Source organism: Spirillospora sp. NPDC046719 (assembly GCF_040645715.1).
Taxonomy (GTDB): domain Bacteria; phylum Actinomycetota; class Actinomycetes; order Streptosporangiales; family Streptosporangiaceae; genus Spirillospora.
In genome coordinates, this window is sequence record NZ_JBEYYT010000278.1 from 1 (window position 1) to 12,788 (window position 12,788).

Annotated in this window: 14 protein-coding genes; 9 read left to right on the plus strand and 5 right to left on the minus strand. The window is 75.8% G+C overall.

Annotation, left to right across the window (positions count from 1 at the left end):
• Positions 1 to 1,019: pyridoxal-phosphate dependent enzyme (locus ABZ914_RS34385; RefSeq protein WP_500198373.1), on the minus strand; the 1,019-nt coding region annotated here is incomplete at its 3' end.
• 87 nt (positions 1,020 to 1,106) lie between these two features.
• Here ABZ914_RS34385 and ABZ914_RS34390 point away from each other — a divergent pair.
• The 3 genes from ABZ914_RS34390 (at position 1,107) to ABZ914_RS34400 (ending at position 2,883) form a co-directional block, all read left to right on the plus strand.
• A complete protein-coding gene (locus tag ABZ914_RS34390) occupies positions 1,107 to 2,036 on the plus strand; it encodes a LysR family transcriptional regulator (RefSeq protein WP_500198374.1) in 930 nt (309 codons plus the stop codon).
• A 329-nt stretch (positions 2,037 to 2,365) separates the two neighbouring features.
• On the plus strand, positions 2,366 to 2,629 hold the full coding sequence (locus ABZ914_RS34395) for a hypothetical protein (RefSeq protein ID WP_206699925.1): 264 nt from the start codon (positions 2,366 to 2,368) through the stop codon (positions 2,627 to 2,629).
• A 95-nt stretch (positions 2,630 to 2,724) separates the two neighbouring features.
• The gene (locus tag ABZ914_RS34400; RefSeq protein ID WP_500198376.1) at positions 2,725 to 2,883 is read left to right on the plus strand and encodes a hypothetical protein; all 159 of its coding nucleotides are present in this window, start codon (positions 2,725 to 2,727) and stop codon (positions 2,881 to 2,883) included.
• Positions 2,884 to 2,902: 19 nt separating this feature from the next.
• Here the strand turns inward: ABZ914_RS34400 and ABZ914_RS34405 are convergent, their stop codons facing one another.
• Positions 2,903 to 3,865 (minus strand): helix-turn-helix domain-containing protein, encoded by a 963-nt coding sequence (locus ABZ914_RS34405; RefSeq protein ID WP_500198377.1) that lies wholly within the window; start codon positions 3,863 to 3,865, stop codon positions 2,903 to 2,905.
• A 106-nt stretch (positions 3,866 to 3,971) separates the two neighbouring features.
• On the opposite strand from ABZ914_RS34405, the gene ABZ914_RS34410 reads away from it, so the two are divergent.
• Positions 3,972 to 4,985, plus strand: a complete 1,014-nt coding sequence (locus ABZ914_RS34410) for a saccharopine dehydrogenase NADP-binding domain-containing protein (RefSeq protein WP_500198379.1) — start codon at positions 3,972 to 3,974, stop codon at positions 4,983 to 4,985.
• Positions 4,986 to 5,001: 16 nt separating this feature from the next.
• On the opposite strand, the gene ABZ914_RS34415 is transcribed toward ABZ914_RS34410, so the two are convergent.
• Positions 5,002 to 5,163, minus strand: a complete 162-nt coding sequence (locus ABZ914_RS34415; protein WP_500198380.1) for a hypothetical protein — start codon at positions 5,161 to 5,163, stop codon at positions 5,002 to 5,004.
• A 127-nt stretch (positions 5,164 to 5,290) separates the two neighbouring features.
• Between ABZ914_RS34415 and ABZ914_RS34420 the strand changes: the two genes are divergently transcribed.
• The 4 genes from ABZ914_RS34420 (at position 5,291) to ABZ914_RS34435 (ending at position 10,167) form a co-directional block, all read left to right on the plus strand.
• Complete coding sequence (locus ABZ914_RS34420) at positions 5,291 to 6,052, plus strand: MerR family transcriptional regulator (protein ID WP_387025612.1); 762 nt, start codon at positions 5,291 to 5,293, stop codon at positions 6,050 to 6,052.
• A gap of 69 nt (positions 6,053 to 6,121) precedes the next feature.
• Positions 6,122 to 7,087 carry a serine hydrolase gene (locus ABZ914_RS34425; protein WP_500198382.1) on the plus strand — a complete coding sequence of 322 codons (966 nt, stop codon included), beginning with the start codon at positions 6,122 to 6,124 and terminating at the stop codon, positions 7,085 to 7,087.
• A 33-nt stretch (positions 7,088 to 7,120) separates the two neighbouring features.
• Positions 7,121 to 8,884, plus strand: coding sequence for a S9 family peptidase (locus ABZ914_RS34430; RefSeq protein WP_500198384.1), 1,764 nt, complete (start codon positions 7,121 to 7,123; stop codon positions 8,882 to 8,884).
• A 206-nt stretch (positions 8,885 to 9,090) separates the two neighbouring features.
• Positions 9,091 to 10,167 (plus strand): hypothetical protein, encoded by a 1,077-nt coding sequence (locus tag ABZ914_RS34435; protein WP_500198385.1) that lies wholly within the window; start codon positions 9,091 to 9,093, stop codon positions 10,165 to 10,167.
• Positions 10,168 to 10,223: 56 nt separating this feature from the next.
• On the opposite strand, the gene ABZ914_RS34440 is transcribed toward ABZ914_RS34435, so the two are convergent.
• Complete coding sequence (locus ABZ914_RS34440; protein WP_151542571.1) at positions 10,224 to 10,892, minus strand: TetR/AcrR family transcriptional regulator; 669 nt, start codon at positions 10,890 to 10,892, stop codon at positions 10,224 to 10,226.
• A 93-nt stretch (positions 10,893 to 10,985) separates the two neighbouring features.
• Between ABZ914_RS34440 and ABZ914_RS34445 the strand changes: the two genes are divergently transcribed.
• Entirely contained in the window at positions 10,986 to 11,414 is a 429-nt protein-coding gene (locus tag ABZ914_RS34445; RefSeq protein WP_500198386.1) for a nuclear transport factor 2 family protein, read from the plus strand.
• Here ABZ914_RS34445 and ABZ914_RS34450 read toward each other — a convergent pair.
• Positions 11,404 to 12,504 carry an aspartate-semialdehyde dehydrogenase gene (locus ABZ914_RS34450; protein WP_241756125.1) on the minus strand — a complete coding sequence of 367 codons (1,101 nt, stop codon included), beginning with the start codon at positions 12,502 to 12,504 and terminating at the stop codon, positions 11,404 to 11,406. The genes ABZ914_RS34445 and ABZ914_RS34450 overlap by 11 nt on opposite strands.
• Positions 12,505 to 12,788: the final 284 nt, after the last annotated feature.

Consider the following 12,788-nt stretch of genomic DNA (forward strand, 5'->3'; position numbering starts at 1 on the left):
CCCGCCAGGGCCGCGGCACCGCACGGACCGGCGGAAACGCCCAGCGCGGCCAGCTCGCGCGCGGCGTCCGCGACGTCCGCGTCCGCGACGCTGACGGCCGCGTCCACGCCCGCCCGCAGGTACGGCCAGGCCGACGAGGACGGCGTGGCGCAGTTCAGGCCCGCCATGGACGTCGCGCCCGCCTCCACGGTGACCAGGCGGTCGCCGAGCAGGCTCGCCAGCACGCACGGCGCCGCGTCCGGCTCCACGGCGAGCAGCTTCGGCGCGGACGCGCCCGACCGGTGGTGCACCACCGCCGCCTGCGCCAGCGACCCCACCCCCACCGGGACCGCCACGACGTCGGGCGATCCCGCGCCGACCGCGCGCAACTGCGCGTCGATCTCGGTGAAGAGCGTCGAGTAGCCCTCCACGATCCACCGGGGCACGCGCTCGTAGCCGGGCCAGGCCGTGTCCTGGACGAGCAGCGCCGACGCGTCCCCCTCGGCGGACCCGACCGCCCTGAGCACCGCCGCGTCGTACGGCGCGCCGACCCGCACGACACGGGCGCCCTCGTCCTCGATCGCGGCGAGCGCCGCCGGGTGGACGCCGTCCGGCACGAACACCTCCGCCCGCGTCCCGAGCATCCGGGCCATCGCGGCGACGGCCCGCCCGTGGTTGCCGTCCGTCGCGGTGACCAGCCGGAACGCTCCGGCGCGGGCCCGCAGCGCGCCGATCGGATCGGTCGCCGGGACGGGGACGCCGAGCCGGTCGCACAGCGCGCGGCACACCCCCCACGACGCGCCGAGGATCTTGAAGGCGGGCAGCCCGAGGCGGGACGACTCGTCCTTGACGAACACCCGCCCGGCGCCGAGGCCGGCGGCCAGCGCGGGCGTCTCGACCAGCGGCGTCGGCGCGTACCCGGGCAGCGCGGCGTGGAAGGCGGCGACCTCGCGGGAGGCGGGCGGGCACCTCCAGTCCCGGGCGGCGGGACGGGAGAACCAGGAGGTCCGGGCGAGGGAGGCGGGAGAGGCGGGAGCCATGGGACCACGTTTGCGCACCCGCGATCCATCGGTCCAGCGAATCTTTCCGAGCGATAATCATCGGAAGAATCGACGGATGGGGGCGCCATGCTCGACCTGCACCGGCTGCGGCTCCTGCGCGAGCTCAAGCACCGGGGGACCCTCGCCGCCGTCGCCGAGGCGCTCTCCTACAGCCCGTCGTCGATCTCGCAGCAGCTGTCGGTCCTGGAGCGGGAGGCCGGTGTGCGGCTGCTGGAACCCGTCGGGCGGCGCGTCCGGCTGACCGCGCAGGCCGAGATCCTCGTCGCGCACACCGAGGCCGTGCTGGAGCGCCTCGAACGGGCGGAGGCCGACCTCGCCGCGTCCCTGCGCGACATCACCGGCGTGCTGCGCGTCGCCGCGTTCCAGACCGCCGCGCTCGCGCTGGTCCCCGGCGCGCTCAGCGCGCTCCGCGACGCCCATCCCGGCCTCCGCGTCGAGATCACCCAGCGGGAGCCCGAGAGCGCCCTGCCCGCGCTGCTCGCCCGCGACTTCGACGTGGTCGTCACCGAGGAGTACCCGGGCGACCCGCACCCCCGGCCGTCCGGGGTCGAGTACGAGGAGCTGGGCGAGGACGAGATCCGGCTCGCCCTGCCCGGCACCGTTGCGGAGAACACCGTCCCGGAGAACACCGTCCGGGCGGACGTGGCGCTCGCCGACCTCGCCGGCGTGCCGTGGGTGATGGAGCCCGCCGGGACCGCCGCCCGCGCCTGGGCCACCCGGCTGTGCCGCGACGCCGGGTTCGAACCCGACGTCCGGTTCGAGTCCAGCGACCTGCTGCTGCACCTGCGGCTCGCCGAGCGCGGCCACGCCGCCGCCCTCCTCCCCGGCCTCGTCTGGACGGACCGCCCACCGACGGTCGCGATGGCGCCCCTGCCCGCCGGGCGGCGCGTCCGGCGGCTGTTCACCGCGACCCGCCGGGGCGGCGGCGCGCACCCCGCCGTCAGGGCCTTCAGGGACGCCCTCGCAGGGGGTACGGGATTTGCGGGCGCCGACTAGCCTGGATGTGTGCATAACGCGCCGTGCCAGGGAAAGGCTCCTGGTACGCGGAGCTCAGCGCGCACGACGGCGCCGGCCGGCCGGCGCCGTGACGACCGAAACGAAGCGTCCGGCGGCGCGGGCCCGGCACAGGGCCGCGCCACGCCGGCTCCCTGAAGATTCCTGAACCTCGATCCCGGAACGCCGTCGCCTACGGGTGTTCCGGGGGTGACCCGCACCTCCGAATGGGTGTTCTCCCCGATGGCGATGATTCCGCCTTTCCGGCAGAGTCGTAGTCGGCAGCAGGGGGACGAGGCCCCCTCGTAGGAAGAAGGCACACGATGTCGAACATGCCGCCCAATCCCTCGATGACCGCCACCGAACTCGCCGGGATCCTCTTCAGCTCCGGCCTGCAGGCCTCCGACCACCCCACTCCCGAGCAGGTCCGCACCGTGGTCGCGGCCCTGTCGCGCAGGTGCGGCGACGACCCGTCCGCCTGCGCCGCCCGCGTCGCCCAGGAGGCCGGCGACCACCCCGACACGTTCGCGGTCCGGATGCGGTGGGCGCTCGACACCGTCCACGACGCCTACGGCGACATCACCACCGCGGCCTGACCACCGCGCCCGACGGCCGAGCCCGACCGCCGCGGCCTGACCACCGAGCCCGGCACCGGGCCGGGGACCCGCACCGACAGCAGGGAGGGACCGCCATGCGCTCCACCGCCCCGCGCACCCGCTTCGCCGAGAAGCGGGAGGACATCGTCCCGCGCACGCTCCGCGACCTGATCGCCGCCGACGCCGCGCGCCTCGACGAGGACGGCCGCCGGCGCCGCAGACGCCGGATCATGCCCGTCCGCCGCGTCACCTAGCCCCGCGCACGACCGATGCTCATGTACCGGGGGGCGGGCGCTCCCCGGCGCGCGAGCGGAAGGTGCGGCGGTAGGTGTCCGGGGGAACGCCCACCGTGCGGTTGAAGTGCCGGCGCAGCGTCGTGGCGGTGCCCATGCCGGTGGCCGCCGCGATGGCGTCGATCCCGTCGTCGGTCGTCTCCAGAAGCTGCTGCGCGTGGCGGATCCGCTGGGCCAGCAGCCATTGCAGCGGCGTGGTCCCGGTCGCCGCGCGGAAGTGGCGGCCGAGGTTCCGCTCGCTCATCCGCGCCCGGCGCGCCAGGTCGGCGACGGTCAGCGGCCGGTCCAGCCGCTCGATCGCCCAGGGGAGCAGGCCGGCGAGCGGGTGGTCGCCCGGATCGGGGACCGGGGCGGTGACGAACTGGGCCTGCCCGCCGTCCCGGTGCGGCGGCACGACCAGGCGGCGGGCGACCGTGTTCGCGATCGCGGAGCCGCGGTCGAGGCGGACGAGGTGCAGGCACAGGTCCATGGCGGCGGCCTTGCCCGCCGAGGTCAGCACGCTGCCGTTGTCCACGTAGAGGACGTCCGGGTCCACCTCCACGCGCGGGTAGCGCTCGGCCAGGGTCCGGGTGTGCGCCCAGTGGGTGGTCGCGCGGCGCCCGTCCAGCAGGCCCGCCGCGGCCAGCACGAACGCGCCCGTGCAGAGGGAGGCCACCCGCGCGCCCGCCTCGTGCGCGGCGCGGACCGCGCCGACCAGGTCGGCGGGCGGATCGACGTCGGTGTCCCAGCCCGGGACGATCACGGTGTCGGCGTCCGGCAGCCGGTCGAGGCCGTGGTCGGGCTCCAGCCGGAACCGGCCGGTCCGCACGGGCTCCGCCCCGCAGACGACGAGGTCGTACCAGGGGCCGGGCACGCTGGGCGGTGCCGAGCCGAAGACCTCGTAGGCCAGGGACAGCTCGAAGTGCAGCATCCCCTCGGCGGCGGCCAGCGCGACGGTGGTCATGGCCGGAATTGTACGGGTAATGGCGTTCCGGACACTCACGTCGGGACGGCCGCGCTCACCAGGATGGTCCACGACGGATCGCAGCAGATCACGAGGTGGACGAACGATGGACAAGGTCGCGGTGTTCGGTGCGTACGGGCACACCGGACGGTTCGTGGTGGACGAGCTCCAGGCCCGCGGGTTCGTCCCGGTCCTGTCCGGCCGCGACGCCGGCAGGCTGGGGGCGCTGGCCGCCGCGTCCGGGCTGGAGGCCCGTCCCGCCTCGGTGGACGACCCGGGCTCGCTCGACCGCGCGCTGGCCGGTGCGGCGGCCGTGGTGAACTGCGCCGGGCCCTTCGCCGCGACGGCGGCGCCGGTGATCGAGGCGGCCCTGCGCGCCGGGATCCCGTACGTGGACGTGGCGGCCGAGATCGAGGCCAACGCCGATACGTTCGCCCACTTCGCGGGGCGCGCGGGCGGGACGCCGATCGTCCCGGCCATGGCCTTCTTCGGGGGTTTCGGCGACCTGCTGGCCACCGCCGCCCTGGACGGCCGGACGGAGGCCGACGAGGTGCACGTCGCCTACGGCCTGAGCGGATGGCACCCCACCCGCGGGACGCGGGCCGCGGGCGCGGTCTCCCGGCGCCGCCGCGACGGGCGGCGCGTCCGCTACTCGGGCGGGCGCCTGGAGTACCGCGACGACGAGCCGCCGACCCTGGAGTGGCCCTTCCCCGCCCCGATGGGGCCCAGGACCGTCATCGGGGAGTACGCCATGGCCGACGTCGTCACCGTGCCCAGCCACCTGGCCGTCCCCGAGGTCACCACCTACATGACGGCCGAGGCGGCCCGGGACATCGCGGACCCGGACACCCCGGCGCCCGCCCCGGCCGACGAGCGCGGCCGGTCCGCGCAGACCTTCCTCGTCGACGTGATCGTGCGCTCGGGCGGCACCGAACGGCGCGCCGTGGCGCGGGGCCGCGACATCTACGCCGTGACCGCGCCTCTCGCGGTGGAGGCCGTCCACCGCCTGCTCACCGGGCAGGTCAGGGCGGCGGGCGTGGCCTCCGCCGGCGCGATCTTCGACGCGCCGGGCTTCCTCCGCGCCCTGTCCTCCCACATCTCCGTCGACCTGCCCGCGTAGCGGACGCCGGCGGCGCCTAGTGGTGCTTCACCTTCACCTTGGTCTTGTGCTTCACCGTCGTGTGGTGGTGGTGCACGACCGTGGTGTGGTGGTGATGGTGGCCGCCGCCGCAGGCGGTCAGCCCGAGGCCGGCGAGCAGGACGGTCGCCGCCAGCACGGCGGGACGGGTCTTCGACATGGGAGGCCTTTCGCTCCGGGGGGTCCGACGGCGGATCAGACGCGGGCCGCGCCGCGCCCGTTCCGCCCGCCCGGCGCCCCTGGCGGGCCGGAACCGGTCGCGTGTCGTAGCGAACTATGCTTCTCCCGTGACCGAACAGCCTGCGGACGACCAGGGCGCCCCCTCCGCGGACGCGGGCCGGGAGTACCGGATCGGCGACCTCGCGCGCGCCGCCGGCGTCCCCGTCCGGACCCTGCGCTACTACCAGGAACGCAAGCTGCTCCCGCCGCCCCGGCGGGAGGGCCGCGTCGGCCTGTACTCCGACGAGCACCTCGCCCGCCTCCGCATGATCGGCAACCTGCTGGAGCGCGGCCACACCCTGGAGGGCATCCGCGAGCTGCTGTCGGCGTGGGAGCAGGGCCGCGACATCGGCACCGTGCTCGGCGTCGAGAAGGTCGCCACCGCGCCGTGGTCCAACGAGGTCCCCGTCACGATGACGCTGGACGAGCTGGCCGCGCTGTTCCCGGGCGAGGTCGGCCCCGAGTCGGTCGAGCGGGCGCTGGCGTCCGGGGTGATCGAGATCGACGGCGACCGCGTCACCCACTGGAGCCGCCGCCAGCTGGAGGCGACCGTCACGCTGGTGCGCGCGGGGGTGCCGCTCGCGGAGGTCCTGTCGGCGGGGCAGCGGCTCCAGGAGAGCATGGACGAACTGGCCGCGATGTTCGTCCGGCTGATCGCCGACCACGTCGTCGGCGACGTCGGCGAGCAGGACCTCGGCGACCTCACCGAGACCCTCGCCCGGCTGCGGCCCGGCGCGCAGGTCACCGTGGAGGCCGGGTTCGCCCGCGCCATGGACCGGCAGGTCCGCGCCGTGATCGACCAGCTCCTCGGCCGCCTCGCCTCGCCCTGACGACACTCCGTCGCCCCTCCGTCGCGTGTCGTGACCGGCCCGGCGCCTCTTGATCATTAGCGTGGGCGGGTGCCTGGACTCCTTCCGCGGACCCTGGCGGCGGGACCGGCCGCCGCGCTCTCCACCACCGCGCTCGCCACCGCCGCACTCACCACCACCGTGCTCGCCACCGGTTCCGTGCCGTTCGGCGCCCCGCCCGCCCGCGCGTCGGACGCCCCGGTGTGCGTCTCGGCCCGGCATCCGGTGCTCGCGAAGCAGCTCGGCCGCCGCATCACCGCCGCGCTGGCGGGCCGCACCGGAACCGAGTCCGTCGCCGTCTACGACCGGGAGCGCGGCGTCCGCTGCGGCGTCCTCGCCGGTCGGCGCTACGACTCGGCGAGCGTCGTCAAGACGGCGATCCTCGCCGCGCTGCTGCGCGAGGCCGCCGCCGCGCACCGCCCGCTCACCGCGTCCGAGGACGCCCTCGCCACCAGGATGATCACCAGGTCGGACAACCGCGCCGCGTCCGCGCTGTGGCGCTCCGTCGGCCCCGGCCGCCTGGACCGGTTCCTCCGGAAGGCCGGGATGGCGCACACCGCCCTCGACCCCGCCGGGCACTGGGGCCTCACCCAGACCACCGCCGCCGACCAGATCACCCTCCTGCGGCGCCTCACCGAGCACAACGCCCTGCTCACCGACGACGCCCGCGCGTACGAGCTGCGCCTCATGCACCGCGTCATCGCGTCCCAGCGCTGGGGCGCCACCGCCGGGACGCCCGCCGGGATCACCTGGCACGTCAAGAACGGCTGGCTGCCCCGGCACGGCGAGGAGTGGCGCGTGCACAGCGTCGGCGCGTTCACCGGCCACGGCGAGCACTACCTGATCGCCGTCCTCACCCAGGGCGCCCCGACCATGGCGTACGGCGTCGAGACCATCGAGCGCGTCGCCCGCGCCGTGCACGGCGACCTCGCCCCCGGCACCCGCGCCGCGATCCCCGGCGGCGTCCCGGACGGCGTTCCGGAGACCTCCGACGGCTCCGTCCCGCCCGGCGCCTGACGCCGGCGGCCGGGGCGCCGCGATACTGGGGGGATGGTCGACGACGAACGCTGGAAGGCGCGGTTCCGCGCCGCACGCATCAGCCTCCCCCGCTGGGCGCGCGACGCCCCGGACCGCAGCATCTACCGCTCCAACGCCACCGGCACCTGGGAGATCTACGCCTGGGACCGCGGCACCGGCGAGCAGCGGCAGATGACGGACCGGCCCAACGGCACGTGGATCGGCACCGTCGACCCCACCGGGGAGTGGGTGTGGTGGTTCGCCGACACCGACGGCGACGAGTTCGGCGTCTGGCGGCGCGTGCCGTTCGGCGGCGGCGAGGACGCCCCCGCCGTTCCCGGGCTGGAGCCGTCCTACCCCGCCGGGCTGTCCCTCGGCGCGAGCGGGCTCGCCGTCGTCGGGCGCACCGGCGAGGACGGCAACACCGTCCACCTCTGCCGTCCCGGCGCCGCGCCGGAGGTCCTCTACCACCACGCCGAGGACGCGCACGTCGCCGCGCTGTCCCGGGACGAGTCGCTGGTCGCGATCGGGCACAGCGAGCACGGCGACAGCCGCCACATGGCGCTGCGGGTCGTCCACCCAGACGGCTCCGCCGTCGCCGACCTGTGGGACGGCCCCGGCAAGGGCGTCTACGGCATGGGCTTCGCGCCCGTCGATGGCGATGCCCGCCTGCTCGTGGGCCACGAGCGCCGCGGCCGCGACGAGATCCTCATCTGGGACCCGGTCGCCGGCACCGAGCGGGAGATCGTCCTCGACCTGCCCGGCGAGATCGGCGCCGGCTGGTACCCGGACGGGACCGCGCTGCTGATCTCCCACAACCACGAGGCGCGCGACGAGCTGTACCGCTACGACCTCGGCGACGGGTCCCTGTCCCGCGTCGAGACGCCGCGCGGCGTGATCGGCGGCGCCGACGTGCGGCCCGACGGCACCGTGGAGTTCTCCTGGTCGTCGGCCGCCGAGCCGCCGGTGATCCGGTCGTCGTCCGGCGCGGTCGTCCTCACCCCGCCCGGCCCCGCCGCCCCGCCGTCCGTCCCGGTGGAGGACGCCTGGGTGGACGGCCCCGGTGGCCGCATCCACGCCCTGGTCAGCAAGCCGGAGGGGGACCGGCCGTTCCCGACCGTGTTCGACGTCCACGGCGGTCCGACCGCGCAGGACGACGACTCGTTCGCCCCCGCCGCCGCCGCGTGGGTCGACCACGGGTTCGCCGTCGTCCGCGTCAACTACCGCGGCTCCACCGGCTACGGCTCGCGGTGGCGCGACGCGATCGAGGGACGGGTCGGGCTCACCGAGCTGGAGGACATCAAGGCCGTCCGGGACTGGGCCGTCGCCACCGGCCTCGCCGACCCGGACCGGCTCGTGCTGACCGGTGGGTCATGGGGCGGGTTCCTCACCCTGCTCGGCATCGGCACCCAGCCGGACGACTGGAGCGTCGGCGTCGCGTCCGTGCCCGTCGCCGACTACGTCGCCGCCTACGAGGACGAGATGGAGGGGCTCCAGGCGTTCGACCGGTCGCTGTTCGGCGGGTCGCCCGAGGAGGTCCCCGACCGGTACCGCGAGTCGTCGCCGATCACCTACGTCGAGCGGGTGAAGGCGCCGGTGCTGATCCTCGCGGGCGAGAACGACCCGCGCTGCCCCATCCGGCAGATCGACAACTACCTCGCCCGCCTCGCCGAGCTGGGCCTGCCGCACGAGACGTACCGCTACGACGCGGGCCACGGCTCCCTCGTCGTCGAGGAACGCATCACGCAAATGTCGGCGGAAATGGACTTCGCCAGGAAACATCTGGGTATGTCGTAACACAGTCGCGGGGACGGGCGTCGCCCCGCCCGCCCCCGCGTTTACAAGATCCAGGACCCGGGCATTCCTCCGATCGGCCGCCACCGAGCGCTGCCGACAAGAGAGAGGGCCGGTCATCGACCGGCGGCCCCCCGGGCGCCGCCGCCCCGTGCGGCGACGCGCTCACCGCCGCTCTCCGCGCGGAGAGCCGAACCGGGGGGATCTCCATGAACCGGCCGCATGCCGTCCGCACACCCGCGCCCTGCTCGCGCCCGCGCCGAAAACCCGCGTGCACCGCGCTGACCACCCTGCTCGCGACGGCCGCCGCGCTCGTCGCCACGGCCCAGGCCGCTCCGGCGGGCGCCACCGCCCCGCCGCCCGTCCCGTCCCCCGTCGCGGCGCCTCCGCCGCCCGACCCCGCCGCGGCCGGGGCCCCGTCCCGTCCGCCCGACGTCTCCGCGCCCGCCCTGTCGCCGACGGCCGCCGGCGGCGTCCCGCCGGTCACGATGGGGTCCACCGGGGTCATCGCGCCCGCGTCCCGTCCGCCGCTCGCGCCCGGCCGCCCGCCCGTCTCGCATCCGGCCGGCGGAGCCCAGACGCGGCCCCGCGGCCCGTCCCCCGCGTCGGCCGGCGCCGCGCCGGCGCCCGCCGCACGACCGGCGAACGGTGCGCCGGCCGGCCCGCTGCCCGGGACGCTCGCCGGCTTGGCGCCGTCCGCCGCCGCCACCGGAGTGGGCGGTGTCCTGTCCCCGGCGGACTCCCCGGCGTCCCCGCCTCCGCAGGCCGCTCCGAGGCCGAGGCGCGCGCCATCCGCCGCGGACGATGAGGCTCCGCAGGCCGACACGGTCCCGGACGAGACGTCGGGCGCGGTCACGAACCTCCTCAAGGCGGCCCTTCCCGACCTCCCGAAGTCGGTGCGGCTGCACCAGGAGGACGCGGCGGAGTTCCTGCGCGCGAGCGGGATCCGGTGGCGGTCGACCGGCGGCTGCTCGGATCGCGGCCGTACGTCCTGCACGTCGTTCGACGGCCTGCGCTGGGGGACGCTGAAAGGGCTGCTGGACTTCCGGGCGGAGAGCGGCTGCCCGATCACGGTCACCGGCGGGACGGAGCGCGGCCACGCGGGCGGCCCCCGCAGCCACGCCACCGGCCACAAGCTCGACATCGCGCCGAGCCGGTGCGTCGACGCGGCGATCAGGCGCTACCCGTACCAGGGGGTGCGCGGCGACGGCGCGCGCCTGTACCGCTCGCCGGACGGCACGCTGTTCGCCCGCGAGCGCGACCACTGGGACATCACCTTCGGCTAGGCGCGTCCTCCGGCCGGGCACGCCTTCCGACCGGGCGCTCGGTCAGGCGCGTCCCGTCAGGCGCGGACCTCGCGGATGATGCCGACGAGCTCCCGGGTGACCGACTTGAAGCCGGGCAGCCGGGACATCGACACCATCCGGTTGACGAGCGGGACGGTCCGCTCGACCAGCAGGTACGTCTTGCGGCAGCCGGGGGAGCTGTCGTGCACCCAGTACAGGACGATGCCCATCGAGTAGATCCACAGCAGCTCCGGCAGCTCCTTGCGGAACTCCTTGTCGATCTTCAGGTCGGAGCCCTCGACGACCTCCCGGTAGATCGCGACCGCGGAGTCGCGGGCGGGACCGGACTCGGCGCTGAACGGGTTGAGCGGGCTGGTGGGCTCGGCGGCGAACTTGAAGAACTTCCCGGCGAACTCGTGGTAGGGGACCATCGTGTCGACACGGGCCTTCAGGACGCCGAGGAGGCGGGGGGCGAACTCGGTCTCGGCGTCGAGGACGGCGCGGCAGGCGGCGAGGTGCTCGTCCTGCAGCTCGTCGTAGTACGCCTGGATCAGTTCTTCCTTGGACCCGTAGTAGTAGTAGGCGTTGCCGACCGAGACCCCGGCCTCCTTGGCGATCGCGCGCATCGTCGTCGCCTCGTAGCCGCGCTCACGGAAAAGCCGCAGCGCGGTCTGGACGATCAGGGCCCGGGTCTGCTCGGACTTCACCGCCTTCGTCTCGGTCACGCATGCCACCCTACGGCCCCGATCGGACGTCCTGCAGGCGCCGCGATCCGCACGCGCCCGCAACCGGCGCGGCCATGCAGGTGTTACCCCACCATGATCGACACATGGGACGCGCTCGAACGCTTCTACGCCGCCGAGGCGGACTACCTGGCCGCGGGCGGCCCCGGCAAGGCCGACTTCTCCGGGATGGCCGCCCACCTGGCGCCCGACGTGGTGATGTACCAGGCGGCGAGCCTGCCCTACGGCGGGACGTGGCGCGGGCACGACGGGATGGAGCGGTTCATGGCCGCGATGAGCGAGGCGTGGACGGGCCTGACGTTCCTGGACCAGCACCGCGCCGTCGACGGCGCGCGGGTCGCGGTCCTCAACCGGTGCGTCCTCCGGGCCCGCGCGACGGGCCGCGAGCTGGAGACGTCCGTCCTGCAGTGGATCACGGTGCGGAACGGGCTGGTCCGCGAGTTCCGGCCGTTCTACCTGGACACGGCCGCCGTGCTCGAAGCGCTGGGGGCCGTCACGGGGTGAGCTCGGCAGCGACGAGCTCGGCGATCTGCGCGGTGTTGAGCGCGGCGCCCTTGCGCAGGTTGTCGCCGCACAGGAACAGGTCGAGCGCGCGCGGGTCGTCGAGGGAGCGGCGCACCCGCCCGGCCCACGTCGGGTCGGTGCCGACGGCGTCGGACGGCGTCGGGAACTCCAGCATCTCGGGGTTGTCGCACAGCACCACGCCGGGCGAGCGGGCCAGCACGTCCTGCGCCTCGCGCTGGTCGACGCGCTCGCCGAAGACGGCGTGGACGGCGACGGAGTGCGCGGTGACGACGGGGACCCGCACGCACGTCGCCGCGACCCTCAGCTCCGGCAGGCCGAGGACCTTGCGGCACTCGTCCCGGATGCTCAGCTCCTCCGAGCCCCAGCCGTCCTCGGCCGGGTCGCCGGTCCACGGGACGACGTTGAGCGCGAGCGGCGCCGGGAACGGGCCGAGGTCGCCGACGACGCCGCGCACGTCGCCGGCGCGGTGGCCGAGCGCCCGGTCGCCGCCGACCTTCTCCATCTGCGCGTACAGGGTGTCGGCGCCCTCGCGGCCCGCGCCGGACGCGGCCTGGTACGACGCGACGACCAGCTCCCGCAGCCCGTACCGCTCGTGCAGCGCGCCGAGCGCCACGATCATCGACAGGGTGGTGCAGCCGGGGCCCGCGAGGACGCCGCGCGGGCGGTCCCGGACGAGGCCCGGGTTCACCTCGGGCACGATCAGCGGGACGTCCGGCGCCCCGCGGAACGCCGGGGACCCGTCCACGGCGACGGCGCCGCGCGCCACGGCGGCAGGCGCCCATTCGGCGGCGACGGCGGCGGGCACGGCGAACATCGCGATGTCGGCGCCGTCGAACACCTCGGGGGCGAGCGCGGCGACCTCGACGTCCTCGCCGCGCACGCGGAGCGTCCGCCCCGCCGAGCGGGGCGAGGCGGCGAGCCGGATCTCCCCGTACACGTCGCGGCGGGTCGACAGCAGGTCCAGCATGACGGTGCCGACCGCGCCGGTGGCGCCGACCACGGCCAGCGTGGGCGCCCACCGCCCGTCGCGTCCGGTCCTCGGCCCGGCGGTCGAACCCATGGTCGCCATCACCCTCTCGTCGTCGGTCGGGTCGTCCGCGGCGTGCCCCCGCACTGTGAACTTCCGCGGCGGGCGGCCGGTTCCCGGTCGAGCGTGCCACGGCGCGCCGGACGGGTCTGCGCCACACGCCCCAGAACGCGCGCACGCCCGCGCAGGCGGCTCGTCCCGCACGGGTCGGCTCGTACCGCGAGGGCGGCGCACGCCGGAAAAGCGGCGCGGGCGGGGCCGGGGGGGGCCGGGCGGCCCGGGGCGCGGGGGGCGGTGGGGGGGGCGGGGGGGGGGGGCCCCGGGGA

Excerpts from the sequence above, each read along its gene's own strand:
- ABZ914_RS34390 (WP_500198374.1), top strand. The coding sequence starts at position 1,107 with ATGCTCGACCTGCACCGGCTGCGGCTCCTGCGCGAGCTCAAGCACCGG.
- ABZ914_RS34395 (WP_206699925.1), top strand. The coding sequence starts at position 2,366 with ATGCCGCCCAATCCCTCGATGACCGCCACCGAACTCGCCGGGATCCTC.
- ABZ914_RS34400 (WP_500198376.1), top strand. The coding sequence starts at position 2,725 with ATGCGCTCCACCGCCCCGCGCACCCGCTTCGCCGAGAAGCGGGAGGAC.
- ABZ914_RS34405 (WP_500198377.1), bottom strand. The coding sequence starts at position 3,865 with ATGACCACCGTCGCGCTGGCCGCCGCCGAGGGGATGCTGCACTTCGAG.
- ABZ914_RS34410 (WP_500198379.1), top strand. The coding sequence starts at position 3,972 with ATGGACAAGGTCGCGGTGTTCGGTGCGTACGGGCACACCGGACGGTTC.
- ABZ914_RS34415 (WP_500198380.1), bottom strand. The coding sequence starts at position 5,163 with ATGTCGAAGACCCGTCCCGCCGTGCTGGCGGCGACCGTCCTGCTCGCC.
- ABZ914_RS34430 (WP_500198384.1), top strand. The coding sequence starts at position 7,121 with ATGGTCGACGACGAACGCTGGAAGGCGCGGTTCCGCGCCGCACGCATC.
- ABZ914_RS34435 (WP_500198385.1), top strand. The coding sequence starts at position 9,091 with ATGAACCGGCCGCATGCCGTCCGCACACCCGCGCCCTGCTCGCGCCCG.
- ABZ914_RS34445 (WP_500198386.1), top strand. The coding sequence starts at position 10,986 with ATGATCGACACATGGGACGCGCTCGAACGCTTCTACGCCGCCGAGGCG.
- ABZ914_RS34450 (WP_241756125.1), bottom strand. The coding sequence starts at position 12,504 with ATGGCGACCATGGGTTCGACCGCCGGGCCGAGGACCGGACGCGACGGG.